The organism is Enterococcus durans (genome assembly GCF_002277935.1).
Classification (GTDB): domain Bacteria; phylum Bacillota; class Bacilli; order Lactobacillales; family Enterococcaceae; genus Enterococcus_B; species Enterococcus_B durans.
In genome coordinates, this window is sequence record NZ_CP022930.1 from 2,795,311 (window position 1) to 2,820,725 (window position 25,415).

Sequence of the window (25,415 nt, forward strand, 5' to 3'; positions counted from 1 at the left end):
TTTTTACTGCGCAACGATGACCATTGTCGGTCTCAACACGCGGTCATGTAATTTGTAGCCTTCTTGAAGCACTTCTACGATCGTATCCGCAGGAACATCTTCCGATGCCGGTACTGTTTGTACCGCTTGATGGAGATTTGGATCGAATGCTTCACCCTTTGCAGGGATTTTTTCAATACCTTCTTCTCTAAGTGCATGTCTCAAACTTTCCAAAACCATTTCCACACCTTTTTTCAGGCTGGCACCTTGGTCATCGGAAACTTCAGTTGATAATGCACGTTCTAAGTTATCGATAGAAGGTAATAATTTTTTTGCTAAATCTTGCGAACGATATTTTTGCAACTGTTCACGTTCGTTCTTCCCACGATTTGCCATATTCGCGATTTCTGCACGAGCACGCAAATATTTATCTTCCATTTCTTCAAGTTCAGCTTTCAAATTCTCGATTTCAAATTCTTCAGCTTCAATTTCAGAAACACCGGAATCTTCGACAGCTTCCATATCGATTTCCGGGTCGGGATGAGTATCCGTAACTTCTTGATCTAATTCTTCTTGGTTTTCTTTCACGATACAGTCTTCCTTTCATTATTCAGTCAGCTGTTTGATTGATTCAACCTTACTTGGAGAATCCAATCCTTACAATCCGTTTTAACACTAAGAACCTGATAAATCAAGCGAGCGATAATAGTCGGCAAGTTTCACCGCTAATTCCTGACGATAGACATCCACCAAACCAAACATCTTAGAATACGGCATGCTAGTTGGTCCTAACAATGCTATTGTACCTCGACCATGCCCGGCAATCTCGTAACTTGCTTGGATCATACTCATATTCTGCAAAAGATCGTTTCCTAGTTCAGTACCGATCTTGATATGGATATCACTATCCATCGGTACGATCATCTGCGTCAATTCATAGGTATCAGTCATAAAGGAAAACATCGACTTGAATTGGTCAAGATCCTGGTGTGGTTCATAATCTAATAGATTCATTTGTCCACTTACATAAACTTTATCTTCAAACGCATGACCGAGTACCGTATCAAAAAGATTAGACATCCCTTCAGTTGTTTGGAAGTACTTATGCAAGATCATTGGAATTTCTGTTCGCAATTTGTGATAGACCGTCACTAGAGGATCTCCCACTAGACGATCATTGACAATGCGAACCATTTTTTCTAGGTCTTGACTTCCTAAATTCTCTGGAAGTGTAAATACTTGGCTTTCCACATTGCCTTTGTCCGTCACGACGATTGCAATAATCTGTCGGCTATTCAAAGGAATGATTCGAAATCCAGTTAATCGGCGGTCTTTGATTTCTGGCCCTAACGAGAAAGTCGTATAACTAGTCAGCTGGGATAAAATTTCAGCAGATTGCTTGATGATCTCGTTGATTTCATGAAACTCTTTGCTTAAAGACTGCCGAATCTGTTGCAAATCATCGTTTGGCACACGAGCCGGCTTTAGCAAATGGTCCACGTAATAACGATAGCCAAGTACTGAAGGTATCCTTCCTGAAGACGAGTGAGTCTTAAGCAAAAGACCTTCATCTTCTAGTGCTTTCATATCATTGCGAATTGTTGCCGAGCTTGCCTCGACTCCTTCTTCCATTAACGTTTTGGAACCAACGGGCACGCCACTACTCGTATAGCTTTGGATGATCAGACGTAAAATCTCACTTTGTCTTTGTGTTAACATCTTCCTCACCTCTTGTTAGCACTCTTATCTTCTAAGTGCTAACCCACTTACTAATATAGCAAGAACCCCTACCTGTGTCAAGAAAAATAACTCTATTTTTAGCACTCTCTTAAGTCGAGTGCTAAAAACAGAGTTAACCAGTAAGACTATTGATCTATCAGTGTTTCATCAGCCTTTCAAACCTTTTTAAAAATACTTTTTTACTTTCTTTTTTTGCTTTTTATAAAAATTTAACGTTTTAAAAATGGTTTCAAATTTCATCTCCTAATAAAAAACGTTCAAATACATTGTTTCCTAAAAATATTCCTTTTGGTGTAAGATAGATTCTCTCATCATCATTAACAAGCAGCCCCTCTTTTTCTAACTCAATCAGCACAGTCGAATACAATGATTCTATTGAACATTGGTAACGCGTTCGGAAGTGTTTTTTTGAAATCCCCATTTTTTTCCGCAATCCCAAAAACATTTCTTCTTCTATCTGATTTTTCTTAGACAGTTCCTCTTTTTCTAAAATAGGCAACTCCCCTTGTCTCAATGGACGTAGATAATGTTGGATCGGTCCCTTATTTCGATAACGATTATTCCCAAGATAGCCACTAGCACCTGCACCAAAACCAAAATAGTGGTCATTGTTCCAATACATCAAATTATGCTGAGACTCATGCCCAGTCAAACCAAAATTACTGATTTCATATTGGTGACGCCCATGTTTCTCCATTGCCTCGATCGTTTCTTCAAACATCCTTGTCTCTGTTTCTTGATCTGGCAACTCCAGTCTCCCTTGTCGTACCCAATTCATAAACATTGTTTTATTTTCTAAAATCAATGAGTACAACGAATAATGAGGTAAATCAAGCGCTAAAGCTTGCTCTAATGTCTGCCGATATCCTTCAAGTGTTTGACCTGGAAGAGCATAAATCAGATCAATACTTACATTATTAAAATTCTCCGCATCCAAAAAGGACATCGTTTGATAAACATCTTCAGCGGTATGCTTTCGACCAATTTTTTTCAATAATTTATTGTCAAAAGTCTGCACTCCCATTGACAAACGATTAACCCCATAATTTTTCATCACCTGCAGCTTCTCACGCGTAAGGTCACCAGGATTGGCTTCCACAGTAAACTCTTTCCCCTCTTTAAAAGGTAAGATTTCCCGTGCGCCCGCCAACAAGCGATCTAACTGATTCGCTGACAGTGATGTTGGTGTGCCACCACCAACATATAACGTCTCTAAATCAGCCACCGGATATTTCTCCATCATGATTCTCATTTCTTCCAAAAGCCTCTCAACATATTCATCGACCGGCTGCCCCTCTAGAAAGACTTTATTAAAATCACAGTAATAACAAATATGCTCGCAAAACGGGATATGGATATACGCAGAAACCTTACGCTCTGCGGAATTTATTGTTTCATTCATTAATTTTCTTTCTCCTTACGTCGAAAAGTCGTACTGATTTTCGACCTTCTTTAAACGGTGTTCAAGTACTAGCTCCTTGAAATAATCCATAAATTTCTAAAACATGAAAAGCTGTTTGAGAAATTTCTTTCTTATTGTCATCGGAGCTACCTAGCACTCTCACGACCTCTTATCAAACGGTGCTCAAGCGATTGCTCCTGCGGAATTAAGTTCAAAAAATACAAAAATATGGAAAGCTATTTTCGATTTTTGCTCTTAATTCTTGGAGCAGATCATAGCTTTCACGACCTCTCATATACGCATACTAAACGTATTTGGTAAACAAATCCACTAAAAAATCCAAGAATCGACTTCTTGGATGACTTTTTCTTTGGTGGCATTCGTTACCTGATTATAAATTTCCAGTGTGGTTTTCATATTGGCATGGCCCACTCGATCCATGATGGCTTTGATGGGGACGTTGGCTTCTGCCAAGAGAGAAATATGCGTGTAGCGAAAAGTATGCGTAGTAACATGTTTATTAAACTCAGGATATTTTTCTCTTAAGATATCTTTCACGCATTTCACTGTTTTTTTATTATTACCCCGTCCATTCATAAACTCATTAAACGAATGATACACAACTGGCGTACCATTTTGGGTCTGAAAAATTGTGTTTGAAAAAAGAAAGTTCTCGGCAGCCTTCACTTTTTTGTGATAGGCAGTTTGATTCTTTCGCTGATATGTCCTTATAAAAGTTCCTTTTTCTCGTTGCCTCATTTCCTTTTGCCTCGCTTCATTTATTTGAATTCGATTTCGAATAATCGCAAGAGAACGATCATCCAGATCGATTTCTCGAATAGAGGAGATTGTTTTTGGTGGATTGCGTATGTATTGTTCAATGGTTCTACCAGCTGCCACTACGCCTTCATCAATCACTAACTTCTTCGACTGAAAATCCACTTTCTCAATCGTCAACGCACTTAACTCACCAATCCTCAATCCATTTCGAATTAGAAATTCTGCCATATCCAAGTAAAGTTTTCCCATCTTATTATTTTCATTATTTGTCTCATATTTCTCGTTGATTGCCTGAAAAAGTATACTGATTTCTTCTTTCTCTAGAAACTTCTTTTTTCTACGGTGGACCGCTGGAATTTTTCGATCATTTGGGATTTTCAAGACAATCTTATTCAAATCAAATAGAACTAAATCGTGGCGATAGCCATAAGCTAGAATTTGTTTGAGCAGGGAACGGATTTTTTCTAATGTAGCTTTTTCTAGAAATTTTTTTGTTTGTTTCGAGCGAATCGCCAGGATATCTGCCCAAGCACCTTCTACAAATAAGGGAGTTAACTGCTTCAGTCGCAGATCATCCGTAAAATACGGACATAGGTACCGTGCAAGAATCTCTTTTTGGTAGTGGACAGTCGTTTGACGAACAGTTGGTGACCAAGCTTTTAGCCAAAGAATTGTCAATTCACGAAACGTTTCACAATGGTTCGCATCAGAAAACATCGAATCCTTTTTAAACTCTTTTTCAATCTGTTCCTTTAGATAGCGCAATGCTTGTTTTTCACTTTTAAACCCTTTTGCTTTCCAATTGACACTTTTCTTTCTCGTCTTTCCTTTAATTGGATCATAGTAAGCCTGAAACGTACGTAAATAACTTTTTTTATCAATGGTTGTATAGGAACTTCGCAAATACTGTTTCAACTCTGACGACCGCAGCAATTCTCCCTCCTTTCATATAAAAAAAGCGCATAAGTGAAAGGTCTCCCTATCGCTTATGCGCTTTTCATCTTAATACTATATAATTTATCCAAACTTGATATCGGCTTATTCTTGCATTGAAATCAAACCTGAAAACTTTTTAAATGATTTTTTAAATATAAACCCATCATTTTTAAATTCTTTCAAAACCAAAAACTATATATCCCTCTTTTTGCTCATAATCGGTAATATATATGATTTTAACCGATATCTTTCTATCGGTATAGTTTCTCTTGGAATCTATTTCTTTTAAAATTACTATATCTCCTACTGAAAAATTTCGGTCGTTATTACGAATTTCAAATTTTTTTGAGTTATTTAGAATATCTTCGAAATAGATATTATCTATCTTTAATTCATGAATCACCTGTAACACCTCTTTATATTTCTAAATAAATTTTAATGAATTATTTTTTAATTAATTTAATGTTTCCATTGTTAGTATTCCTGCTTCAACGTGTTATAAGTCATTTCTGCTATTTTTCCATTTTCTACTCTCGCTAACAATAAAACTCGAATCGGTGAACCATTCTGAATACAATCAAGCAATACCGCATATTCATCTTGAGCATTTTGATAAATGAAAGTAATTTTGCCTTCACTGCCTAAAGCATTCCCTGTTTCGATATCGATCCCATTCATTTGAATACATTCTTCTGTCATGAGGCCTTTTAATTTCTCATTACGATGGTTGAGATTTCTAAAGTTATTATAGGATTCGCCATATTTTTGTACTAATTTAGTATGATCTTCTTTTTCTTTTGACTGTTTTATTGGATTATTATCTGGTTGTTTTTCTTTTGGTGTTGTTGATTCAGTTGGAACAGTCTTTTCTGCTTCTCTATCTATTTGACTAGAATCTACAGCTTCCATGAGTTGCACTTCTGCTGTAGTGGTTGTGTCTTGTTTTGTTTCTTCCTGGACACAACCACTCAAAAAACTGCCCCCACAAAGAAAACTAGCAAAAAGAAGGCTCTTTTTCTTCATTGATCTACCCGCTTTCGCTGGTCGGTTGGTACCCGAACCATTTCTTTTGCATAGACGATCTGTGAGATTTTACCTGTTGAAAATTTTATTTTGTATTCATGATTTTTCACCGAAACTAAATATCCATCCTCAAAACGTCGTACTGCAAATTCGTTTTTATGACATTGAAATTTTTCACAAATTTGATTGATTAGTTACTGAAGCTTCCTTAAATTTGCGCACGATCTCTAACTGTTTATTATTCGAATCACTCACCGCATCAACATCTAGTGAAAGATATTTAGCTAATCGCTCTAAACGTTCATTCTTTTTGTCTTCATCTACCGTAGTATCCATATTCAAATATTCTTTCGCAAAACTAGTGGCATAAAAAGTAAGCGCAGCATAATCATAGGTGGTACTCGTTTTCATCGGTTCATTGGCTGATTCAGATAATTTGCGAACTTGACCATCTAATTGATCAAAGTTACTAGCCACTACATTTGCTCGAATCACGCCTATTGCTGAAGTGCCAATAAGTAAACAGATTCCCGTCAAAACAACTTTGTTTGCTTTTTTCTGAGAGAGTTTTTTTACTTGCGGACGTTTCTCTTTTTTCTTGATCTTTTTAAAATCCATAGTTCCTCCTAGCAATTTTCTACGTTTTATTCATAAAAAAAATCTAGTTAAATCTCTCAGTTCAAGAGTTTTAACTAGATTTCATCTATTTATTTTTTTATAAAAAGAAATAGTCTCTTAATCATAGACATTTCTTCGGTGTCCCACTTGAATAGCAATGACAACCATTTGATTATCTTCTATTTCTACCAACACTCGATATTTGCCAATCCGATAACGCCATTGCCCTGAACGATTGGCTGTCAACCCTTTCCCGAATTTTCTCGGGTCATCAACGCCATCAATATGTTGATACAACCATCGAACAATCAATGTAGCTTGATATTTGTCCATTTTACGAAGTTGTTTCTGAATTTCAGGCGTGAATTCTAAATGATAGGTCACTTTAGTCCTCCAAATTCATTCAGTATTTCTTCCATGGATACAGTTGGCTTCCCACTTTCTATCCAATGTTTATGGGCAATTTCAGCTGTTTGTCGATCATATTCATCTTCTAATTGTTCCATCGAATAGGTTTTTAATAGTTCAGATAAAGTAATTCCATAAAATTCCGCCATATAAGAAAGCCATTCTTTTTCAGCATCACTCACACGTACCGTAATCATAGCCATGTTATCGCCTCCATTTGTATCACATTGTAATACAGATTAATCAAACTGTCAATTCTTGTGTCATTTATTTTTGGCTATTTTAACATTTCTAGGCAAAAAAATAGATCTAGTTATACTTGAGTTTTCAAGTTGATAACTAGATCTATATTCTATAATTATTACTAGACAGTAAAGTTTAATGACGGTGGCTATCCATTCGAAAGTGAGGTGGTGCTTATGCACATAATCTCAAACTTTAGAGAAAGGAGACGCCTTTTGTCTGTTGAAACAGCGTTAGGGCTAATGATTAGTTTCGGTTCGTTTACCGCAATGTTGATCTTCGGCATCCTAACCTTAGTCAACAAAAATGACAAAAAGAAATAGCCGTCACTTTAGCGAGCCGACTAGCTATTTCTTCTTGAAATATTTAGATTAAATCGTCACCGTCTTTAGCGGTGCTGTCAAAAGGGAACTGTTGACGCAGTTCCTTTTTTCATGTTTATTATATCATAGCTTTCCTTACTTTTTCAATTTTTAAAATGATTTGACTTTATTTAGTGCTTTTTAGATATCAGTAAAATTAGACTGACAAATAGATAACTTCCACTAAACGCAGCATTCAATTATTATCATGACCATCATCTTCTCCAATTGATTTCATTTCTTTTTTTAAACTCCAAAAAGAAGCAATACCAACAATCATTCCAGTAATACCTAAAAATGTCCAAAAATATCTTTTTTGAAGAAGTAAAATGACCGAGAAGATAGCCATGATAATTGAGCAAAATGTACCTATATTGATCAAATGATTGATTTTTTCTTTGGTTTTTCTTCGCATCCTATCATGCTCCTATTACGCTAAAATATAATTGCCGTCTTTATCCTTAGACCAATTTTTTCTAAAGAATCCTCCCAATAGTCATATTGTCTTATCGGACAATATAACTAAAAGTGTTAGATTAATTCCAATTGACTGCACCATTTAAGATTCTATTCATTCGTCCAATATCTATCTCTGTAAATTTTCTTTCACGGGAAACTTTTCCTGTGTGTTTCCAGACACTTGAGCTTTATCTTTTGTTTTCTGAGAAGCATTGGAAGCAATAGCATGAAATGATTGTTGGTCAGATTTCGCCACTGTTTGGCTTGGGGATTTTTGTAATTTTTGGAGTACAACTAGTTCTTCTTTATCAAAAAATATGGCATTTCTTCGTTCTAGTATCTTCGCTGGCTTTCCTATACTTGTTTCCTTATTCTGTTCATTTTTTTCCATGATCAACGCTCCATTTCAACCTTATTTTCAACTAAGTATACAGAAGAAAAGATTTTTCCGATGAACTCCTTTTTCATCCTGAAGGAAAAAGCGTTTTCGTTTCAACGATTCTTGATACTCTCTGTATGTCCACAATAAGCTACACAAGCATTAAAGTATTGCCCCGTTGTCCCATTCTGGCGTGGTATCATAATTCCTTTGTTGCATTTAGGACAAATTTTTATATTTTTAGGCAATGAATTCAATACTTGATATTTCAGCATCGTTTCCGGGATCAACTGATTTAACAGCTTTAAAAGTTCATATCTGTCATACCACTCGATTTTATGTGCTTTTTCATTTTCTGTTATTTGTTTATAAGCATAACTATTAAAAAAAGACGAAGTGATAAACATCTTTTTAGTCCAGTTTTTATCAGATATTCCTGCGAAATTTTTTACATCATTATCAGTGATCAATCGTTCATTCCTTGTACTATTTAAGCGCTTTGATTTTGCTTGAACTGCTATACGCTCATTTTCTTTAGTTAAAATCAAATCTACACCACCATCGCCAGTATATACACGCTTATCCTTCATAACCCTTTTCTTGGTGATTTCGACTTCATACCCCGCCAATCTAAACACTGCGGCTAAAAATCTCTCAAAATGATCCCCTTGTCTCACTCGATCTCGAATACTACTTCCAAAATCCCTATCCATATCGCTTATGAAATCTACAACAATTCTTTCATCATTGTTTAGTAAGAAAGATACTTCTTTCAATCCCTTTTTTTCTTCTGGGATAATTTCTTGAGCATCTATTCCATCTTCTGTCTTACTAGATTTTCCATTTAACTTCTGTAAAAATTTTAGAACCAATTTATTGTCTCCCTTCACAAAGTTATATATCACTTTTTATTGTAAATTAATAACAAGAGTATTAATTTGTTTGATCAAAAAAAATGCTCTTTTTGCGAAAGAATATGCTTTTTTTGACGAAGGAGCCAACTGTTTTATAAGCAAGTCATCTCTACAAAAAAATATCCTCTAGTACGTGGAATTTACTAGATGATACACTTCTATCGAAGCATATAGAATATTTAAGAAACATTACTACAAAAATGAACTAGAATTACTTCTTTATTTATCATAGAACTTAGTTTTACATAGAAGGCATAGCTCTCATTAGCTTATTTGTCACATAAAAATAAATTATGATATTTTAGAAAAGCTATATTCTCTTTTTTCAACGATCTTCAGCAATTTTTCTTTATCTTCAGGTAACTCAAGTTCATGAATTCTAGCGTGACAATTTGGGCATAGCGCGATACAGTTTTCAATCACATCTTTTCCGCCTTGCGACAAATATTCTATGTGGTGACAATGTAAATAAGGTATACCATCTTTTATAAATGGTCCTTTTTCTTGGCAAAGTTGACAAACACCTTTTGCAAGTCGTTTAACATATTCAGATACGATGGGATTACGTTTATAAACTTTTGTTTTTGAGAAGCAAAACTCCTCTTTGTTAACATATTTTGCAGCCATTTTTTTGTTATAACTACTAATTTTTTTGGCCTCTTCTTCTAATTTAATATCAGATAAATTACGAACATACCTAGTTTGACTTTTTTCCTGATTATATATTTCTTTATCTTCAATTAATTGCTCTTGATTTATTAAAGCTAAAGGAAATTTATATACCTTTCTACTGTTACCCGAGCTATCTTTTTCATAATCAGTATATATTTGTCCTGCTAAATATACTTCTCCCAAATACGTGTGTTCTTTTGGTTTAAATGTTTCAAATAAATGGATTTTTACAAAATTACTTTTCGAGTTAGCTAAAACTTTATTTTGATTCCTATCCAATACTTGATCCCCTTTTAGCCCCATACCTGTATATTGTAAAACACCATTTAACCACTTATCTTTATAAACATTACTTCCTGTTTGATCACTAAACAATACAAGAGTATTAGTTTGATGAGATCTTCTCATTCCACCCTGTCGAGAACATTTAAACTTCTCTGAAATTTCTTTGTTAGTATATACTCTACCGACTTCTATTTCACCTAATATGTTTTTAGACCAATTTTCTCGCCAGACAATAATTTTATCAAGATTAAACATTTCTCTCTCTCTTGGCATGCCATTTCTAATTAAATCAGCTAATACACCGGTAGAAATATCTAATTCTTTTAGTAATTCTTTCTTAGTAATCAATGTTGGATTCATAGCAATGCAGCTCCTAATGATATCAATATAATTGGCATCAGATAACTTGGAAATCGAAAAAAAATCATTTTATGTTCAAGTTATCTATAATATATAAAAACATCATTATTATACCTCATCTATGCTAATTTTTACTATTCTTATCTTAGCGTATTCTTCATAGGTGGTATATCAGAGCAAAATAAACTAAAAAAACGTAGTCTCTTTATGTAAAAACACCGTCTATTACTTATAACAACTTAGGTAAAACAATGGATGATTCAATTATAAAATTTTACGACGGATAATTTAGTAAGTACTACATATTTAATGGTTTAGAAATTTTGATGAAGTAGCTAGTTTCTTTTATAATAGTAAAGTAGACCTACATAAACATACTAAGATTAGAGGGTAAATTCATCGACGGATGAAATTACCCTCTAACGCTCTTTTAAGCGTATAGTTGGTTGTGAAAGAAAGACCTACCACACTTTCTTGGACTACGAGTCCCAAACAAAAAATGGTCTTCTTCACTGTCATTTTAAAACCTGGTTTAAGTATGTTGGGGCTTCGAGCCCGTGTAAAGGAAATTAGGAACGAAATGAAGCAGTGAAGAATCTTTCAACACTTCTTAGGAGATGAAAATTATGTATGTACTTGCTTTAGATGTCTCAATGGGAAAAAGTTATGTCGTTATTTATCATGAAAATACTTGTCTTTTTGAACAAGAAATTCTTCACGATAAAACACATTTCAATGCACTTCTTCAAGAAATTTATGCTCTTCCAGAACGACCACAAATCGTTTTTGAAGCAACGGGGGTTTATTCAAGAGTCATTGAAACTTTTTGTCAAAAGAATCATTTCGCCTATTGTTTATTAAACCCTTTAGAAGCGAAAAAACAACTGAATATTGACTTACGTTCAGTCAAAACGGATAAACGAGATGCCCATCGACTGGCACAAACACACGGTCAATTTTTGCGGAAACAAAAACAATCTCAAACAGAAGTCTATAAACAAACACGCGATTTTGCACGCTTTTATCAACAAATTGAAAGGGACATTAAACGTACGAGAATGAACCTGCATACCGCTTTACAATTGACTTTTCCAGAATTGGAAACACTTTTCACGAACAGGTTATCAAAACTCGCCTTGAATCTTGTCGAACTTTTCCCCCACCCTGATTACTTGGCACACTTAAGCCAAACTAAGGTAAAAAATGTGTTAAAGAAAAATACGGATAAAAAAATCTCCGATCAAAAAGCCTTGGCTAAAGCACAAACCTTACTTTCACTTGCGCAAAATTCTTATCCAGCAGAATCTGGACAAAGTATTTCTGTTCAAAAAGTCGTGTATTATGCCCAACAATTGAAACAATTGCTTGTAACAAAAGAACAACTCGCCAAACAGCTAGTTGAAATTGCGAAACAAACAATAGAATTTGATTTCTATCAAAGTATCCCTGGAATTGGTGAACTTTCTGCAGGACTCATTATTGGTGAATTAGGGGATATTCGGCGTTTTTCTTCTCATAAGCAATTGAATGCTTTCGTCGGTGTTGATACCAGAAGATATCAATCTGGAAAATATATAGCCAAAGAACACATGAATAAACATGGGAATCCGAAGGCCCGAAAAAATTTGTATTTTATTATGATGAACATGATTCGACAACAAGCGGCGGGGCCCAATCATCTTGTGGACTATTACTATAAACTAAAAACGCAACCTTCGCCCAAAAAGCATAAGGTTGCGCTCGTCGCCTGCATCAACAAGCTCTTGAAATGTCTCCATTCGATGGTACGACATTCAAGTCCGTATGATTACTCATACACGGCCTCTAACGACCAATAAGGAATATATCCTTACCTAGAATTATAGCATACCTAATAAAAAAATTTCTAATTTATTAGGCTTATTTCGTATACTTTTTTCTTGATAAAAACCAATAGAAAAAAGTACTTGACTAAACGTAGGAAGAAGAATGTGGGACAAATCTAAAAATCAGGGTTGCTATAGACTCTCGGATAAACGGCGAGAGCAGAAGCAACTCCTTCGGAAATAAGTCGAAATTCACAAAAATTTGAAAAGCAATTTTCGTTAATTTCTTCTTATTTCTCGGAGTTAAACACTTCTGTCCCAGCCTCTCTCAAATAAACGCCGTCCAAAAGTCAGGTTTTTCGGAAATTTCAAAAAAACGAGCAATACAAATAACGTATTGTTCGTTTTTTTCTCAAATTTCTCAAACCTAAACGACTTTTGTCTAGACCTCTTTTTTGATTTTAGGGTTATCCCTTTGTTTCATCATATTAACCAAGTAATCTCTCTCATCTTGACTATCGATAGTTTACAGCAAAATGTCAACGTCTTCCGTTTGTTAATCAAAAATTGGCGTAGCTCTTACCCCGATATAGCGAAACATTCCTTGATTCGCCATCGATATAGCTTTATCGAGTTCAAATATACCATAATAACTTAATAACGATTGCTCGTTTTTTTCTGGATTCAATAAATATTGTTTTATGATTGCTATTCCTTTATCGTTCATCTTATTCTTGTTGACCTTAGCTAGTGAAAAAGAACTTAGATTTGGTTCATCACTCCCACTGTAGCTTATGATCAAACTTAATTTATCATTTTTTTTACTTGTGTAAAGCGAAGCCGCTGCTTCTTTGCTTGCTTCCGATGTTTCAGTCGTTTTACACCAATAAAGAGGTCCTTGTCCAAACACCGCAAGAGAATCCAATAATTTTTCAGGGGCTTTTTTATTCAGCTCACTAGTCAGAAAATCATAGGAAATATCTTTACTTACAGAAGGATCAATAGCCTGATATGTAATATCTGCTTGAGGGGTTTGCGCATCTTTAGGACGAACCTTTTCAAGTCTAAAAAAAACAAGTTGCTTTGGATCATCACTATTTGCATTTTTCATGAATCCTAAATAATAACCATCTAGTTGAGCATAATTGATGATATTTATTGTTTTACTCTCCTCTTTTACTATATCCTCTTGTTTTATTTTATTAAAAAAATAGAAAATACTCACTGAAAAAAAAGCTATTACTATGATCAAGGACGTATATAAATACTCTTTTTTGACATTTTTTTTCATACTGTAGACTCCGTTCTAACTCATTTACCTTCGTCTATTTTAACGTAAATTTTATTGTTTGTGCGATTTAATTAAACAAAAAAAGATTGAACTAACTTAAGTGAGTGTGTGAAGCTTTCAATATTATTTTTCCATTTTAAATTATCAGGTATGTTTTCTGCCTTTCCCCATCTATAATCCGCATGTTCCTTTGATATTTTCACATATTTTTCGGTAGTAACCATTAAATATAACTGTTTGTCGATGACTAAATCAGCGTTTATCGCTACACTATATTTTCCAATTGAAAAAATACAATTATGTTCCACTATAATCCCTGTTTCCTCATATATTTATCTTATAGCAGCATTTTCAGACGATTCATTTCGTTTGATTCCACCTGTGATAGGTTGCCAAAAAGTAACAGCAGAATTACTAACTAAAAGTAACAAAAATTGTTTTTCTATTCGGTTGTATATCCAACATTCAATACTCTTTTTCCTCATGTTCTCTCCTGTCTATTCCACTTATTTTTCTAAATTTTGATCGTAAAATGATGAAAATCAACATTCGTGACACATAAAGTTACCCTTGTTCTGAATCACAATACGCAGCAGTTCCTAATTACTTTGTTAGTAAGCGGCTTTCCACAACTGCCCCTACAAGTAAAAACAAAAAGGCGAGTGATAGCATCTTTAATTCAGCAGAAGAATAGCTTATTTCTCTGAAAGAACGTACATGGGTTTTTTTCCCTGTTGTCAGAAGGATTCCTTTATCTATCGTAACACTATTTACCAGAACCAATGCTGAAAATTCCCATAGTGCGGAATACCGTGTGATTTTAAAAAGATCGAATAATTTTTGGGATAGCACCGCATTCTCTCTTACCACGCCAAACGAATTAGAGCCTAGTGTCAATCCGAAAATCGTACCTAAAACAAATAGCACGAGAAAGCCAGAGCCCCTATAGGCGTGTTCAGCGGTTTTTCTTTTGGAAAATAAGTTAGCCACAATGATTGCTAAAATCGACAGGAGATTAAAAAGAAAAATCTGAAGAATACTGACAAATAGATTTGAGGAAAAGCTAATATTCCCGCCTGTGTTATACTCTCTTAAAGAACCCTCGGATAAAAAATATTGTCCAATAAACAGGGCGATAAAAAAAGTTCCATAAAAAACACTTGCCGATTGGATGATTCCCTTAGAAAGTGATGTCTAATTCATAAAAGTCCTCCGTATTCCATAGATTGCACTACTTAAAGTATACCCTAATACTTAGGATAAATCCTTTTCAATAAAGATAGATATTGAACTACTATATTATTCTCACTGTCTATCAATGAATCGTGAAATACTCCTATTTTTCCAAACATCTCACCTGCCTCTTCTAACAAAAGTTCACCGAACAGTACCTGATACTTAGTGAGATTTACGTACTTTGTCTATTTTGGTAGTCACGCTCATTCAAGGGTAACGCCACTGCACCGGTCATCCATGACAGAATCAACCAATATGATTAACTGCGCCTCTCTTCAAAGCCATCAAACGTTGTGACTAAAAAATGAGTCAGAAGAAAAAATCCTCCTGACTCTCTTTATTGTGCTTCAAATTTGAAGATCATCGTGAAGTTACAGTGTGCAGATTTCTTATAGGAACCATAATAATTTCCTGAAAAGATGAAGTTACCTTTTTCTTGCGCATGTAAAATTCCTAACGTTTGTTTTAGTATCGTATCAACTGCAAATGATTGGTCGAGAAATCCTTCCGATGTGATTAATTTTAACTCTACACCTGCTTTTTTTTCTTCCGGTGAAGATGCCTGATCTAGCAAGGGAATAGTGGAAGCTGGATCAACTTTGATTTGAGCGATTTGGACATCCACAGGTACAGTAGAATGGTTGACGATCTCATATTTGGGTGAATTCACGGTCCCATGTTGGATATCCGTAGAACCGAAAATCACTTTTTGCGGAAGTGAAATATCGATCAATTCTTTGGCGTCCAATACATTGATCTGAATCGTCTGTGTCAATTGCCCTATCGCTAATGTTGCGGTGTATGTGCCGAATTTATTTTGGACATTCTGTGTGATTACTTTGATGTCTGATTTTTCTTTTCCTGAGGATATATCCCACGCTTTTGCTTTACTTTTTTTTAGTATAGTTTCATCAATCGTCGTTCCATCGACTTCATTAGAATAAAGTGTAAAATTTTGTGCGCTTAGGACATATTGTTTGTCGTATATACTATGATCGTCATAAACAAATACACCCACCTTTACTTGGCTCTTATTGCCATTTCGATCTGCTATTTCTACAGTTGTACTGGTTAAGCCTACTTTAGAGGTATCAGGAAGTACAAGATATTTGCAAGAAAGTTTTGTCACATCTTCATTATCTTTTAGATTTGTCACTGTCGTCAGTGGGTCAGTTGGCAAAGATCCATTTATCGGAACCATTTGTAAAATACCGTCTGCACTTGGGGCAGTTATATCAGGTTTGACAATCAAGCTTGCTTTCACCTTTACTGTGTTTTTTGATGCATCTGTAGCAAGAATGGTGACTTCTTGCGTACCACTTTGATACCTATCTGGTTGCTTTTCAAACGAGTATGCAATCCCACCATCGGGATCATTATCCGTAGCAGAAACAATGAAGTCACTTGGATCGATTTTTTCGCCATATTCAATTGTTGCACTCTTTGTGGCTACGTTTGGCGGAGTCGTATCCACTCCCTCGATCGTACTAGTCAATTTTGCTTGATTTTTTGACTGGTCTTCCAGAATCAATTGGATTGGCTGTGTTCCTTTTTTTAACTGTTTAAAATCAAAAGATGATAGAATATCCACCGTTTGCCAATCATTATCATATGGTTCATAGTCGAAAAGATCGACAAGATTAGGCAATGTTCCTAGTTCCATAGTCAAGGGGTCTTTCAATCTTCCAGTAGGTGGGGTCGTGTCGACTACGGTAAAGGGAATGACTACTGCCTGAGTGTATTTAGTATCTGAAAAGACAAACTTCCCCTGAGTAGCTCCTCATTTACTATCATCTGGTTTTTCCTGCATGTAACTCGTTACGGGGCCTGTATTTCCAGAATAATCTACAAATGTCAGTGGGTCTATCTTTTTGGGATCATAGAGATTCAATTCAATTCGATTGGTAGATTTTGGTGTAACAGTAAACTGTATTTGTTCCACAGTAACGTCTATAGAATCTGTAAATGTCCCAGTTGAGCCAATTTGATCGTTCACGCTCCACCATGTGCCAAGAACTTTTTCTTGTACTCGGAAGCTCCATTCCAAATGGTATTCGATCGTGACCAGTACGTGATCGTTGTTTCCTTTTCCACGTTTCATTTGAATAGTATGATTGGAATAGCTAACTTCGAGTGTATCAGGATCACTGGAAGTGATTTTCGTAATTATCCGTTTAGCAGAACCTGTATAATTGTATTCATTCCGTTCATGATACTGACAGCTTTGCTCAAAATCAGGTGAAAAATCTGTTCCTATCGTATATCCTTCTGTCGCAGCAACAGGGGTTTGAGAAAAATAATCCTTCATCATCTGCCATTGGGACTCGGTCACATCCTGTGCCACTTCTCTCGCAGTACTTCCTGAATCACTTGCATAACTATCTGTAGAAAAGGAACAGCAAAAAAACAACACGAAAAAGAGGGTTAGGCCTATTTTTTTTGTTTGATTCATTGATTGTTCCTCCTTATCCAACAAATATCAATTACGATCATCACTAACAATATGCCCAAAATAGAAAGGACAGTAGTACTTCCTGTAGCTTCGAATAGTTTTGGAAATGTATTTCTGGAAATGAACTCTGAAACTAATGGTTCATTTTTTACTACAGAAGGATTTCCGATGATCCCTTCAACAGGAATATCTCTATAGGACTCTACTGATTCTGCATAGCTGAAGGAAGGGTGCAAAAAGAGAAAAATAAGTAAGCTCATCACTGAAAAAATTTCTTTTTGCTTTTTCATTATTGCTCCTATTTTACTTCAAATTTCAAAACCATATCATACTGTGGCTGGATCGCTGTTTGACTAAACTGAAATCCTTTTGCTACATTTCCTGTCAATTGAAAAACGAGTTTTTCTCCTTGTGTGGTGATTGCACCTAAATCTGCAGGAAATTGGGCTGGATTCTTCGCGTCAGTTGTGTGTAGAGGAACAACTGTGTTACTTGTCACATTTTTCAAATCCAGGGTAAGCTGATCACTGATTTTTTCAGCATCCGACTTTCCTGTGGCGGGTTTTGCACGATCCTTGAAATCCATAATTGCTATTTCAACACTTTTTGATGAAAGATTTTTGATCTCATAATTTGGTGAGATGATACCTGAGCTAATATCCGTCTGTCCAAATAAGATTTTTGTAGGAATTTCTACATCTACCCAAGCTTTATCTGTGGGTCCTGGATTTGGTAGAGATGGATCAACTGGTTTCGTTGGATCAAATTCTTGGAATGTTCCTTCTGCTGGTAAGGTCGCAGAATCTTGTTTTTTGATTTCTTGTGTCTGTGTATTAGGATCATTTTGACCATTCTCATACGCATAACCTTTTGTTCCACTCAAAATTGCAAAACTACTGAACAGTAGTACGCCGGTAACTTTTATTAAATTTACTTTTTTCACTTTATTTTCCTCCATTTATTCTAAAACTACTGATTGATTGCAAGCTGGCCCACGATAACTGTTTCGCCGACTTTCTGTTTTAGATTTGTAAGTTCATAGTAAATAACATGATGGTTCACTTTATAAACACCCTGTGGTATGGCCTTTTTCAATTCACCATTCTCGACAAACTGTTTCGGTTTGATCATTCCTGAATCATAGATAATCGCTTCTTGGTTTTCGATTGTTGTTTGAACGCGAATTGCATAATGGTTACTGTTTGGGTTTAATATCGTGACTTTCCCCACCTTGTCTGCTTTCTCAAAAAACATATCCGATTCCATTTTTAAGCGAAATTGACTCTTGTCTGCTTGCCCTTGCAAATAAGCCGAAAAGTCTTTATCAGACATATTTTTGACATATTTAGATTCTGCCCCGTTTGTTTGATTTGCTACAACGACTGGTCTTGTATAATGTATGAAATAATAGTAGTAGCATGCCACCCCAATAAAGCAGCTACACAATAGAACCAAGACTATTCGTTTGACTTTTCTGAATTTTCCCAACTTTTTCTACCTTTCCTCTATTTTTTCGCTCCCTCTGTTGTTATAATCATGTTGGATTTACCTGTATAATTATTTGTCCAACGATGATAAAAATAACTATAAAACAATATTTATTGTCGCGCGAGTTCATTTTCAAACTATCGTTAGATGATAATAGGAGGAAAGTTATGGAAAAATTGTTGGAAAATAAATTATTGAAACATTATTTAATCATTAGTTACTTACTACCTCGAAAATGGGAAAAAATCAGAGATATTGCAAAAACAACAGGATTATCTGAAATTACGATTCGTCAAAATATCAGTGAAATCAACCAGTATATTCTGCCTGCAAAAATAAATAGTAGCCAACAGCGAGGAATACGTCTGTTTCTGCCACCACAGCAAAACGGCTTCTTTATTTTTTCGAAATTGTATAAACAATCATTGCGTTTTACATTATTGGAAGAAATCTTTATCAATCATTATCCTAATCTCACCTCACTGGCTGACAAGCTTTTTTTTAGTACCTCAACATTGAAGAGGAAAATTGCTGAACTTAATCAACTACTTGCTCCCTATAGTTTATTAGTTGACTCGAGTCAACTAGACATCGTCGGCGATGAACGAAAAATCTGCTGGTTTTCCTTTTGCTTTTTCACTGAAAAATATGGTGTTTCTGATGAATTTATACGTGATGATGCACTGGACTTATTCGATGATATCTACAGAGAATTTTTTTCTTACTATCCAGAATTGTTTGTTCCTCAACGACAAGTATATGCGTATCGCAATAAATTTCGGATCATGCTCTTTATTTGCTTTTCACGGATTCGCAAAGGTCATCTATTTACTAGCCAAACAAAGCAAACAGTCAGAAAAGATTTCCAATTGTCCCATCAAGTATGCAGTAAAATATATGAAAAATATAAGATAGCTGTAACTCCTCAAATCACTTACCAACTATTTTATGTCTTTTTCAATCAAAATTTTGCTTGGTCGATTGAAGAACTGCGGATAAAATCTCAAAAAAATAATCAAATCAATCAAATTAGATCTGCTCTCTTAGATTTATTGAATACCATTGAACAGCAAGAAAAGCTGACGGTGGAGAATAAAAATGACCTATTGCTTTATTTATATAATGCAACCACCTATGTTTGGGGGCCTGCGACGATTTTGTATAATCCCAATGAAGAATTTTTTAGCCAATTAAATAACTACTATTCTAGTTTTACCCAACGGATCTGCACGATTATCAAAGAATCACTTATGAAAGAACAGTTAGCGATCTATCTAGATACTTCCGTTATCAATAAATATTTATTTATGCTAGTTACTTCTTGGATCAGTTTATCTGAACAGTTGGAAACGATCGCACCTAAAGTGAAGACAGGCTTATTCTTTAATACAAGCTATGAACATAGCCTTTTTCTAAAAAATGATATCCAATACCATCTAGGGTTTCGCTTGGATATCCATTCTTTGAATCACCTTACATTGTCTGAAGTATGTCACTCTGCGAATAATTACGATTTGCTGGTTACTGATCTTCCATCTTTGAATCTAACAGAGTGCGAAGTCGTTTCTATCCACTCCAATCCTACTCCTGAAGACTTTAAAAATATTTTGCATTCTTACAATCGAATTGTAAACAATCATTGGAACCATGATTTTCTAAAACTTCAAAAACACAACAGTATTTATAAATATTAGAGGAATATATTTTTGTAATTTTCAGATTTTTTTTGTATAAGCTTGACACTGCATAATAATACAGCTATAATGACAAAAAATCATTGATAGAGAGAGTAACTGATAGATGGAAATCAAGAGAGCGATTGGGTGGTGTGAAATCGTATTTCCTCTATAAGTGAATGTAGCTCTGGAGATGCACAGGTGACGTAAGAAGTTTGTGACGGTGATCCCCGTTATCGGATAATGCGCTTCATTTTTTAATGAGTCGCTGAGAGATTGTTTGATTTTTCAAACAAAAAAACGGTGGTACCGCAATTGACTATTGCCCGTTGGAATAATAATTATTCCAGCGGGCTTTTTTGTATTTACCACCCACAGAAAGGAAGATGGATATGTATCTTAGCAAGGATGATCGAGTCTCATCAAAAATCACATTGCTCATTTTTAACTAAAAAGACAAGGGGTTTTTATGATGGAAAAATTATCTATAAAGAAATTATTATTAGTTGCTTCACTTATTTTTGGTATGTTTTTTGGTGCAGGAAACTTGATTTTCCCAGCACATTTAGGACAGCTTGCTGGCGACCATTGGCTATCTGCTGGTATCGGTTTTTTACTTAGTGCAACATTATTGCCTTTAGCTGCACTCGTTGCACTAAGTAAAACGAAATCGACTGGATTATACGATTTTGCGAAGCATGTCTCTCCATGGTATGGCGTTACTTTTCTGGTTATGAATCATCTTGCCTTAGGGCCAATGTTTGCTACGCCGAGAACTGCTGCCTTAGGTTATCAATTTAGCCTAGGAAATTTTTTACCTGCTAAATATTCAACGATTGGTTTATTGATTTTTTCTGCTATATTTTTTGGTCTTGCCTATTATCTATCAATTCATGAATCAAATTTACTTAAAATAATTGGGAAGTGGTTAAATCCTTTATTTTTAATAATCTTATTTCTTTTATTCATCGTTGCCTTCCTCTCTCCATTTGGACCACTAGACGGGACACCCATCGCTACTTACCAACATGGCGCCACTACGAATGGCTTTTTAGAAGGCTATAATACAATGGATGCATTGGCTGCTCTAGCTTTTGGTGTTACGATCATTCGTTCACTCCAAGGTATGGGGATCCATAAAGAAGACGCAATTGCCAAAAATACGATCAAAACTGGCTCTCTTGCTATGCTTTTATGTGGCGGGATTTACTTAGGAATCATCGCTTTAGGCTCAATGTCTCTTACACGATTCAGTGTTTCTGAAAATGGTGGGATTGCATTAACCCAAATCATTCAAGCTTATTTTGGAAAAGCCGGCTTAGCACTGATGGGAACAATGACGATTCTAGCCGTTTTCACTACTGCTATCGGGTTGATTGCCTCATTTGCTCAAGATTTTTCAGTTCGTTTCCCTATACTTAGTTATAAAGGTTGGCTTCGTGTCACTACGATTCTCTCTTTCACTACTGCTAATTTTGGTTTGAATACGATCATTTCTTGGACAATGCCATTTTTGATGCTCCTTTATCCTTTGGCAATGGCAATGATATTGCCAGCTCTTTGTTCTGGTTTATTCAAGAATCGCAAGATCGTTTATCAAATGACGACACTTTTCACAGTGATTCCAGCACTTTTAGATGGAATCAAAGCTTTACCCGTACAAAACTCTTTCACTTCTGCTTTAACTTCTTGGTATACACATACGATCCCATTTGCTGCGAATGGGCTTGGCTTTATTCTTCCTACTTTCGCAGGGTTCATTCTTGGGTTGCTTCTTTGTCTATTTGAAAAAAACTATTCGTATCAAAAAACGATTTCATCTAAATAAAATAAAGAGGTTGGGACAGAAGTGTTTAACTCCGAGAAATAAGAAGAAATTAACGAAAATTGCTTTTCAAATTTTTGTGAATTTCGGCTTATTTAAGAAGGAGTTGCTTCTGCCCCCACCGTTTATTCGGAGTTAGAGTCTGTGGCAAAACTGATTTTTAGATTTGTCCCACACTCCTTTTCTCTTTTGCTCTGCTTCTCTATTTTTCAGTATCTTCAAAGATACACAGCTAAGCAACCCTATACTATTTTAATAAGGAGCAATTTTTTATCTATTACGTGAATACAATGAAAAATGATACAGAATATTTGATGAATAAATAAATGTGATAGCTTGACCTTTTATTGTCAGTTATCAAAAATATCTACCATTTAGTAGGTAACTATTAGGAGAGAGATATATGAAAGATTATTATTCCGTACAAGAACTTGCGGAACAGCTGAATGTGACAACGCGTTCTATTCGAAATTATTTACAAGAAGGAAAACTACACGGAACTAAAGCAGGTGGTAAATGGCGTTTTACCGAACAAGATCTATATGATTTTTTATATGGCGTCGAAGAGACCAACCAAGACCAAGAAAACAAGCAGATTTTTGAAGCTCCTGTCACATTAAGATTTTCAATTGTCACTACTGATTTTTATGCAATGCAAAAGTTTAAAGATACTGTTTTTACTTATCATCTAGATGTCTATGCCAATAAAAAAGAGCGTCTACTTCACTATCAACACCTCAAACAGAACCACTATGAACTAACCATTGGGGGCAACTTCAATTATGTGATGAACTTTAGTCATTGGATCTACAAATTACTGCAAAAACAATCAGCGATTACCTTGAAAAAAATGGCAAGTTCTTAACAAGAGGACATACTGCAAAAAGCAATTGCTGACACAGATCTAGTTCCTTATACTCTGGTCAGCAATTGCTTTTGATCGCCTCTCGTGTGAGCAAATCATTCAAATCATCCACATAGATTAGACACGACTTTATCTAGAAGAATTTTTTAGGACCTCAGCTATTTATTCAAGATTGATTTCCCACATCCTACTCTTAGCCTTTTCCACCTTGGAAGGAAGGGTATAAGGTCATACCACCATCTACAAATAAGGTGATCCCTGTAACATAACTAGATTCTTCAGAAGCTAACCAAGCAGCAGCAGCGGCAATTTCTTTCGGTTGGCCAACTCGTGCCATCGGTATCATGTTTTCAAGTATTTCTTTTTGCTTTGGATCCTCAAATTTTTCCGCATTGATTGGCGTTTTTATGGCTCCCGGACCAATGCTGTTGATTCGAATATGATCTGGGGCATACTCCATAGCGACAGTTTCCGTAAACAATTTGACTCCACCTTTTGATGCAGCATAGTGGGTAAAAGTTGGCCACGGAATTTGTTCATGGACGGAAGACATATTGATGATATTTCCTTTTCGATTTTCGCCTTTAAAATAATTCAACGCTGCTTTTGTCCCTAAGAATACGCCTGTTAGATTCACTTTGATAACTTTTTCCCAATCTTCTAAGCTTAGTTCATGAGTTGCAGATTGATTTTCCATGCCTGCATTGTTTACCCAAATATCCAGTTGCCCGAATTTGTTGAGCGCTGTTTCTAACAGGCGATTGATTCCTTCTTCTGTGCTGACATCTGCCTGGACAGCAACTGCCTCTCCTCCTGCTTCTTTGATTGCAGCAACAGCTTCATCTGCTCCTTCTTTGTCTGAATTGTAATTAACAACGACCTTCATTTTTTCTTTACCAAAACGTTCTGAAATGGCTGTTCCGATTCCTTTTGAACCACCAGTTACTACGGCTACCTTGTTTTCAAGATCTTTATACATCTATATTTCCACCCTTCTTGATCTTTTATGATCAACTTATTTAAAGTGTACTATACGACCTACCATTTCAAGCAAACAATACGCTTACGAATAGTTGCACCAATAATATGCTGTACGTCAAAAAAAGGCATGAAACAAAAGAAATAAATACTTTCGCCTCACACCCTAAACACGAATAAATAGCAGAAGGAGTTTTTCCTTGGAAAAATAAGTCAACAATCCACAAAAGAATGAAAAGTAATTTTTGAGACTCATTTCCTCATAATGAACCATTTATGTCCTAGTTTCTTTTCCTAAAAATTAGTTGAAATAGTCGGCTGTCGCTTGTTCATCTGCTTTTAATTGGTCGATCAAAGCTTCCGCACTCGAAAATTTCACTTGATCTCTCAGGAAATGATTCCAACGGATAGTGACATGTTCCCCATAAATATCTTGTGCAAAATCTAAAATATACAGTTCAACAGTCAATTCACGGCCCTCGCCAAAGGTATCATTATGCCCAATCGAGCCCATTGCTCTATACCAAGTATCGCCAACTTTGATCTCAGTGACATAAACTCCTTCTTTAGGAAGATGAACGGTACTCTTGACTTTCACGTTAGCTGTAGGAAATCCTAACAAACGACCACGAGCATCACCATGTACGACTACACCTTCTACTTCATAAACCGATCCTAAAAGCTTAGTGACTTCTTCTAATTTGCCATTATCTAATAAGTGACGTATGCGCGTGGAGCTTATTTTTTCTCCTTCATTTTCTTCCTTCGGGATCGTCACAACTTCAAATCGCTTTTTAGCGTACTGTGGCAAGTGCGCAACATCTGCAATCTCTCTTGGACCATACGTATAATCGAAACCTGAAACAGCGTACTTTGCATGTAGTCCCACGATATATTGATCGACAAAATCTTGTGGGGCTAAATGTGCAAACGAAGAAGTAAAATCAATTTCATAGAGATAATCAACACCTAACGCTGCCATTTTTTCTTCTTTCTGTGCTAATGTCGTCAAATATTTAACCTGACTGGGATTGATTTTTTTAAAAACGATTGAAGGATGTTGATTGAAAGTCATCAATGCCAACTTTAATCCTTCTTTTTCCGCAATTTTTTTGCCTGTTTGTATTACTTTTTGATGTCCTTTATGCACACCATCAAAAAAGCCTAATACTAATACAACATCCTCTTTAGGGATTTGGTCCATTTGATAGGGATGTCTGATTTTGATGATTTTCATGT

29 protein-coding genes, 1 pseudogene and 1 other annotated feature are annotated in these 25,415 nt (G+C 35.5%); of the genes and pseudogenes, 5 read left to right on the forward strand and 25 right to left on the reverse strand.

The genetic code is table 11. The annotated features are described in order from the left end of the window. Positions 1-3: 3 nt before the first annotated feature. The 9 genes from grpE to relB all read right to left on the reverse strand — a co-directional run bounded on the left by grpE (position 4) and on the right by relB (position 7,089). Positions 4-567: a nucleotide exchange factor GrpE gene (grpE, locus tag CJZ72_RS13210; RefSeq protein ID WP_005880049.1), complete on the reverse strand. Its 564-nt coding sequence runs from the start codon at positions 565-567 to the stop codon at positions 4-6. An 87-nt stretch (positions 568-654) separates the two neighbouring features. Further along, entirely contained in the window at positions 655-1,698 is a 1,044-nt protein-coding gene (gene hrcA / locus CJZ72_RS13215) for a heat-inducible transcriptional repressor HrcA (RefSeq protein ID WP_081135513.1), read from the reverse strand. 250 nt (positions 1,699-1,948) lie between these two features. Then, positions 1,949-3,121, reverse strand: coding sequence for a radical SAM family heme chaperone HemW (gene hemW / locus CJZ72_RS13220; protein WP_081135511.1), 1,173 nt, complete (start codon positions 3,119-3,121; stop codon positions 1,949-1,951). A 330-nt stretch (positions 3,122-3,451) separates the two neighbouring features. Next, the gene (locus CJZ72_RS13230) at positions 3,452-4,834 is read right to left on the reverse strand and encodes a tyrosine-type recombinase/integrase (protein WP_081135508.1); all 1,383 of its coding nucleotides are present in this window, start codon (positions 4,832-4,834) and stop codon (positions 3,452-3,454) included. Between the two features lie 172 nt (positions 4,835-5,006). Further along, the gene (locus CJZ72_RS13235; RefSeq protein ID WP_081135506.1) at positions 5,007-5,240 is read right to left on the reverse strand and encodes a DUF3850 domain-containing protein; all 234 of its coding nucleotides are present in this window, start codon (positions 5,238-5,240) and stop codon (positions 5,007-5,009) included. A 71-nt stretch (positions 5,241-5,311) separates the two neighbouring features. Continuing rightward, on the reverse strand, positions 5,312-5,860 hold the full coding sequence (locus tag CJZ72_RS13240; RefSeq protein WP_095443952.1) for an EF0163 family protein: 549 nt from the start codon (positions 5,858-5,860) through the stop codon (positions 5,312-5,314). A gap of 174 nt (positions 5,861-6,034) precedes the next feature. Beyond that, on the reverse strand, positions 6,035-6,478 hold the full coding sequence (locus tag CJZ72_RS13250; RefSeq protein ID WP_198324557.1) for a conjugal transfer protein: 444 nt from the start codon (positions 6,476-6,478) through the stop codon (positions 6,035-6,037). A 117-nt stretch (positions 6,479-6,595) separates the two neighbouring features. After that, on the reverse strand, positions 6,596-6,862 hold the full coding sequence (locus tag CJZ72_RS13255; protein ID WP_005880058.1) for a type II toxin-antitoxin system RelE family toxin: 267 nt from the start codon (positions 6,860-6,862) through the stop codon (positions 6,596-6,598). Further along, positions 6,859-7,089 (reverse strand): type II toxin-antitoxin system RelB family antitoxin, encoded by a 231-nt coding sequence (gene relB / locus CJZ72_RS13260; RefSeq protein WP_005880060.1) that lies wholly within the window; start codon positions 7,087-7,089, stop codon positions 6,859-6,861. Before relB ends, CJZ72_RS13255 begins: the two co-directional genes overlap by 4 nt. Positions 7,090-7,344: 255 nt before the next feature. Between relB and comI the strand changes: the two genes are divergently transcribed. Then, complete coding sequence (comI, locus tag CJZ72_RS13265; RefSeq protein WP_227326304.1) at positions 7,345-7,452, forward strand: competence inhibitor ComI; 108 nt, start codon at positions 7,345-7,347, stop codon at positions 7,450-7,452. A gap of 235 nt (positions 7,453-7,687) precedes the next feature. Here comI and CJZ72_RS13270 read toward each other — a convergent pair whose 3' ends face one another. The 4 genes from CJZ72_RS13270 to CJZ72_RS13290 form a co-directional block, all read right to left on the reverse strand. Next, a complete protein-coding gene (locus CJZ72_RS13270; protein ID WP_081135496.1) occupies positions 7,688-7,906 on the reverse strand; it encodes a hypothetical protein in 219 nt (72 codons plus the stop codon). Between the two features lie 171 nt (positions 7,907-8,077). Continuing rightward, the gene (locus CJZ72_RS13275; protein WP_081135493.1) at positions 8,078-8,341 is read right to left on the reverse strand and encodes a hypothetical protein; all 264 of its coding nucleotides are present in this window, start codon (positions 8,339-8,341) and stop codon (positions 8,078-8,080) included. Between the two features lie 101 nt (positions 8,342-8,442). Next, a complete protein-coding gene (locus CJZ72_RS13280; RefSeq protein ID WP_005880068.1) occupies positions 8,443-9,201 on the reverse strand; it encodes a restriction endonuclease in 759 nt (252 codons plus the stop codon). A gap of 333 nt (positions 9,202-9,534) precedes the next feature. Beyond that, positions 9,535-10,560 carry an HNH endonuclease gene (locus CJZ72_RS13290; protein ID WP_016176475.1) on the reverse strand — a complete coding sequence of 342 codons (1,026 nt, stop codon included), beginning with the start codon at positions 10,558-10,560 and terminating at the stop codon, positions 9,535-9,537. Between the two features lie 617 nt (positions 10,561-11,177). Here CJZ72_RS13290 and CJZ72_RS13295 point away from each other — a divergent pair. Beyond that, the gene (locus CJZ72_RS13295) at positions 11,178-12,398 is read left to right on the forward strand and encodes an IS110 family RNA-guided transposase (protein WP_095443953.1); all 1,221 of its coding nucleotides are present in this window, start codon (positions 11,178-11,180) and stop codon (positions 12,396-12,398) included. Between the two features lie 169 nt (positions 12,399-12,567). On the opposite strand, the pseudogene CJZ72_RS15315 reads toward CJZ72_RS13295, so the two are convergent. From CJZ72_RS15315 to CJZ72_RS13330, 10 genes and pseudogenes are all read right to left on the reverse strand, one after another. Continuing rightward, positions 12,568-12,687, reverse strand: a pseudogene (locus CJZ72_RS15315) (DUF3788 family protein); the annotation flags it as partial. A 234-nt stretch (positions 12,688-12,921) separates the two neighbouring features. Continuing rightward, on the reverse strand, positions 12,922-13,656 hold the full coding sequence (locus CJZ72_RS13300; protein WP_095443954.1) for a hypothetical protein: 735 nt from the start codon (positions 13,654-13,656) through the stop codon (positions 12,922-12,924). A gap of 71 nt (positions 13,657-13,727) precedes the next feature. Next, positions 13,728-13,964 carry a hypothetical protein gene (locus CJZ72_RS14855; RefSeq protein ID WP_232509752.1) on the reverse strand — a complete coding sequence of 79 codons (237 nt, stop codon included), beginning with the start codon at positions 13,962-13,964 and terminating at the stop codon, positions 13,728-13,730. Positions 13,965-13,988: 24 nt separating this feature from the next. Further along, a complete protein-coding gene (locus CJZ72_RS14860; protein WP_227326483.1) occupies positions 13,989-14,141 on the reverse strand; it encodes an NUDIX hydrolase in 153 nt (50 codons plus the stop codon). A gap of 118 nt (positions 14,142-14,259) precedes the next feature. Then, on the reverse strand, positions 14,260-14,583 hold the full coding sequence (locus CJZ72_RS14865) for a hypothetical protein (protein WP_227260376.1): 324 nt from the start codon (positions 14,581-14,583) through the stop codon (positions 14,260-14,262). Between the two features lie 646 nt (positions 14,584-15,229). Further along, on the reverse strand, positions 15,230-16,555 hold the full coding sequence (locus CJZ72_RS13315; protein ID WP_232509753.1) for a hypothetical protein: 1,326 nt from the start codon (positions 16,553-16,555) through the stop codon (positions 15,230-15,232). 117 nt (positions 16,556-16,672) lie between these two features. Next, a complete protein-coding gene (locus CJZ72_RS14870; protein ID WP_232509754.1) occupies positions 16,673-17,344 on the reverse strand; it encodes a hypothetical protein in 672 nt (223 codons plus the stop codon). Continuing rightward, positions 17,341-17,634, reverse strand: a complete 294-nt coding sequence (locus tag CJZ72_RS13320) for a hypothetical protein (RefSeq protein ID WP_095443955.1) — start codon at positions 17,632-17,634, stop codon at positions 17,341-17,343. The genes CJZ72_RS14870 and CJZ72_RS13320 overlap by 4 nt, the downstream gene beginning before the upstream one ends. Positions 17,635-17,642: 8 nt before the next feature. Beyond that, positions 17,643-18,287 (reverse strand): hypothetical protein, encoded by a 645-nt coding sequence (locus CJZ72_RS13325; RefSeq protein WP_171024618.1) that lies wholly within the window; start codon positions 18,285-18,287, stop codon positions 17,643-17,645. Between the two features lie 26 nt (positions 18,288-18,313). Next, positions 18,314-18,832, reverse strand: coding sequence for a hypothetical protein (locus CJZ72_RS13330; RefSeq protein ID WP_081135760.1), 519 nt, complete (start codon positions 18,830-18,832; stop codon positions 18,314-18,316). Positions 18,833-18,999: 167 nt separating this feature from the next. On the opposite strand from CJZ72_RS13330, the gene CJZ72_RS13335 reads away from it, so the two are divergent. The 3 genes from CJZ72_RS13335 (at position 19,000) to CJZ72_RS13350 (ending at position 23,198) form a co-directional block, all read left to right on the forward strand. Further along, entirely contained in the window at positions 19,000-20,526 is a 1,527-nt protein-coding gene (locus tag CJZ72_RS13335) for a helix-turn-helix domain-containing protein (RefSeq protein ID WP_095443956.1), read from the forward strand. 74 nt (positions 20,527-20,600) lie between these two features. After that, positions 20,601-20,841: a binding site (T-box leader), on the forward strand. A gap of 136 nt (positions 20,842-20,977) precedes the next feature. Beyond that, positions 20,978-22,336: a branched-chain amino acid transport system II carrier protein gene (gene brnQ / locus CJZ72_RS13340; protein ID WP_081135755.1), complete on the forward strand. Its 1,359-nt coding sequence runs from the start codon at positions 20,978-20,980 to the stop codon at positions 22,334-22,336. Positions 22,337-22,736: 400 nt separating this feature from the next. Next, positions 22,737-23,198, forward strand: a complete 462-nt coding sequence (locus tag CJZ72_RS13350; protein WP_081135750.1) for a helix-turn-helix domain-containing protein — start codon at positions 22,737-22,739, stop codon at positions 23,196-23,198. Positions 23,199-23,391: 193 nt separating this feature from the next. Here CJZ72_RS13350 and CJZ72_RS13355 read toward each other — a convergent pair whose 3' ends face one another. Together CJZ72_RS13355 and ribF are read right to left on the reverse strand one after the other, a co-directional pair. Next, positions 23,392-24,177 (reverse strand): glucose-1-dehydrogenase, encoded by a 786-nt coding sequence (locus tag CJZ72_RS13355; protein WP_095443957.1) that lies wholly within the window; start codon positions 24,175-24,177, stop codon positions 23,392-23,394. 300 nt (positions 24,178-24,477) lie between these two features. Beyond that, the gene (ribF, locus tag CJZ72_RS13360; protein WP_005875909.1) at positions 24,478-25,413 is read right to left on the reverse strand and encodes a riboflavin biosynthesis protein RibF; all 936 of its coding nucleotides are present in this window, start codon (positions 25,411-25,413) and stop codon (positions 24,478-24,480) included. Positions 25,414-25,415 lie beyond the last annotated feature (2 nt).